Origin of the sequence: Nostoc cf. edaphicum LEGE 07299 (genome assembly GCF_015207245.1) — a bacterium.
In the GTDB taxonomy this organism is placed as follows: domain Bacteria; phylum Cyanobacteriota; class Cyanobacteriia; order Cyanobacteriales; family Nostocaceae; genus Nostoc; species Nostoc edaphicum_B.
Window position 1 is genome coordinate 1 of the sequence record NZ_JADEXF010000812.1, and the last position, 3,070, is coordinate 3,070.

Consider the following 3,070-nt stretch of genomic DNA (forward strand, 5'->3'; position numbering starts at 1 on the left):
ATTCGGTATAAAAAAGAAAGGTAGAAGCACCAGAATAAGTACTACATTTACTAGACTGTAAACGTTGTACCTTACCGTTAAGTTTAAAGCTTGCTGTACCACCACCAGGTATGCTGCTACAGATAACAACCGAATTAGTTGGAATTTGTTGAGCATTAACAGCCAGTGGTACAAATCCCAACAGAGTGCTGAGAGCGCTTAAAGAGACAAGAGTTTTTAACACTTTCATTTGCTTGTTACTCCAAAAATATTCTGAATTACCATTTCAGTCCTAGAACTGCTTATCTAAATACTCTAATGCTTGGTATAAAGTTTGACAGTCGGAAAAGGTCGGAAAAAGTCGGATCTTTTTAGCATCAGGATTAATCTGTTTGTCACACTTAAATCAACTTATCGGGTGCGTGAGACGAAGTTATAGATAGGATGAGTATTTGTATCTTTAAATGCACCCGATTCTATGTACCATCTGCATAGATTCTGCGTATATTCACGTGATATATTTGAAGAAATAAAGCTTATAGTGCGAATATCGGAGTTAATTTAGTATTCTCATGAAAATAAATGACGGTTGAAGAGGCGATGTCTAACGACAAGCCGCTACGCGTCTACGCACTAGTTGACCAATTATTAGAAGGGGATGATCGCTCTGAGCTATTTCAGATCAACTCGAAATTATGGCGATCGCACAAAATCAGCGTATCTTGGCAAGTGCGATCGCATAAAGTTCTCGTGTAGTGAGAAAATATAGTGTTGGATTTCGCTTTAACCCACCCAACCAGCAAATAACTTAACGCACCAATCAAAGCGCATAAAACAAACCGTTTGAGTTGCTTTTTGGATAAGGTAAAAAAGGTGCGTTATATTCCGTTAAAGCACACTACAGGCAGGGCGATTATTTTACAATATTCTTTCACAAATATTGCTAGCTTCACGTCTCCTTAATTCTCGTCTTGATACACTCCTTAATTCTTGAACACAATCAGAGACCCTTTCATTTCTTATTAAAGATTCACAAACATTATCAGCCTCTCTCCTACCAACAACTTCTTCACGCCGCAATATTCTTATACATCTAATTAAACGTCTACGTCCAGGTATTTCCTCGTCACGAACGCTCACTGGTTGTGGTGATTGTGGACAGCCAAAAGGCGTACAGGCTTGGCCTAGTGGTCCATTAGGACAGCCGAAAGGATTACATTCAGCAACACTAGATGGTGAACAGCCAAAGGGATTACAATCGGCAAATGCAGGTTTTATATCAACACCAGTAAGGATTGCGCCAATTGGAACTGTTAATAATAATGCAGCAGTCACAAACTCTCGTCGGATGATCTTTAACATAAGATTGGATTCTCAAATTAAGCTGGATAACAGCAACAGAAATTATCATTATGAAACGGGTTAATTTGGACATGAGCATTTTTGTGTTTGCAAATAATTAATAAGCTATAATCATTCCAAAACTTCATGCAGCCAAAGTCAAACCAATTCCTAATTGTTTGTTCATTCCTATTGCTTACTTTGTTTGGCTTCTCCTATATCCCCTGTAAAAAGTTGGGGATATGAATACTGCTTATCCAAATACTCTACTGCCTGGTGTAAAATTCGATGGTCTGAAAAGGTCAGAAAAAAGTCGGATCTTATTGGTAGATTTACGCAAACTTTTTTAATAAATAAAGCTTATGGTGCGAATATCGTAGTTAACTTAGTATTCTTACGAAAAGAAATGACGGTTGAAGAGGCGATCGCACTAGTTGAGCAATTATTAGAACGGGGACGCTTAACAAAAGTTCAAGAGATTGTATTTCGTCAGTCTTGGGCAGGACAGACGTACTTAGACATGGCTGTAGAGTCCGATTACGATTGTGGTTATATCAAAGATATTGGTTCGGAATTATGGCGATCGCTCTCTCAAGCTTTAGGAGAAAAAGTTACCAAAAATAACCTGCAAGGAATACTGAAGCGAACCACACAGCCACAAAAGGACATAAACGCCTCCTCAACCTTTCAACCCTTCACAAGCTGGGGAGAAGCAATCGACGTTTCCCAATTCTATGGACGTACTACTGAATTAGAAACCCTCAGTCAATGGATTGTGAGAGATGCCTGTGGCGGTAAACAACGCGCTCGTGTAGTCACACTGTTAGGTATGGGTGGTATCGGTAAAACCGCGCTCTCGGTGAAGTTAGCAGAACAATTGCAGGGAGAATTTGAATATGTGATTTGGCGATCACTCCGACACGCACCCTTTTTCCATAACAAGGTGACAGACTACATCAAAATTCTTTCTCATCAGCAAGTTAACACATTGCCTGCTTCCCCTCATGAGCAAATTACTTGTTTAATCGAGTACCTCCGCAAATCTCGATGTTTGCTGATTCTGGATAATTTCGACACATTATTGCAGCAAGGGACAGGCTGTTACCGTGAGGGCTACGAACCCTACGGTGAACTCCTATGGCGATTGGGAGAAACACAGCATCAAAGCTGTGTCCTGCTCACCAGCCGGGAAAAACCTACTGAAATCGCCGCTTTGGAAGGTGATGCTTTGCCAGTTCGTACCCTTGCTTTATTAGGATTAGAAGTCGCAGCTGGGCAAACAATTTTGACACTCAAAGGGCTATCAGGCTCCGAAGAAGAAACCCGCCAGCTAGTTGAGTGTTACCGTGGTAATCCCCTAGCTTTGAAAATTGCCGCCACCTCCATTCGGGACTTACATGAAGGCAATATCGCCAATTTCTTTTCTGAAGGCACAACCGTATTTAAGGGCATTGGCAATCTCCTAGAGCAACAATTCAAAAGGCTCTCCACCTTGGAGCAGCAAGTCATGTATTGGCTGGCAATTAATCGGGAGAAACTTTCCTCGACAGAATTGCAAACAGCTTTTACACCAACATTGCCTAAGCCTAAGTTAATGTCAGTCCTAGAATCTTTACGCTGGTGTAGCTTGATAGAAAGCAATACTGGAGGATTCACACAGCAACCTGTGGTGATGGAATACGTGACAGACTGCTTGATTGAACAAGTCTGCCAGGAAATAGTCACAGAATCACCGCAATACCTGCTAACC

4 protein-coding genes are annotated in these 3,070 nt (G+C 41.1%); 2 read left to right on the top strand and 2 right to left on the bottom strand.

Going from position 1 to position 3,070, the window contains the following annotated elements; translation table 11 throughout:
• Positions 1–229, bottom strand: a 229-nt coding sequence (locus IQ229_RS21015; protein ID WP_194047050.1) for a hypothetical protein, incomplete at its 3' end; no start/stop codon positions are given.
• Positions 230–561: 332 nt separating this feature from the next.
• Here IQ229_RS21015 and IQ229_RS21020 point away from each other — a divergent pair.
• Entirely contained in the window at positions 562–735 is a 174-nt protein-coding gene (locus IQ229_RS21020; protein ID WP_194047052.1) for a hypothetical protein, read from the top strand.
• Positions 736–897: 162 nt separating this feature from the next.
• On the opposite strand, the gene IQ229_RS21025 is transcribed toward IQ229_RS21020, so the two are convergent.
• Positions 898–1,314 (bottom strand): hypothetical protein, encoded by a 417-nt coding sequence (locus IQ229_RS21025; protein ID WP_228013620.1) that lies wholly within the window; start codon positions 1,312–1,314, stop codon positions 898–900.
• 412 nt (positions 1,315–1,726) lie between these two features.
• Between IQ229_RS21025 and IQ229_RS21030 the strand changes: the two genes are divergently transcribed.
• The coding region (locus IQ229_RS21030; protein ID WP_194047056.1) for an NB-ARC domain-containing protein at positions 1,727–3,070 on the top strand (1,344 nt) is incomplete at its 3' end.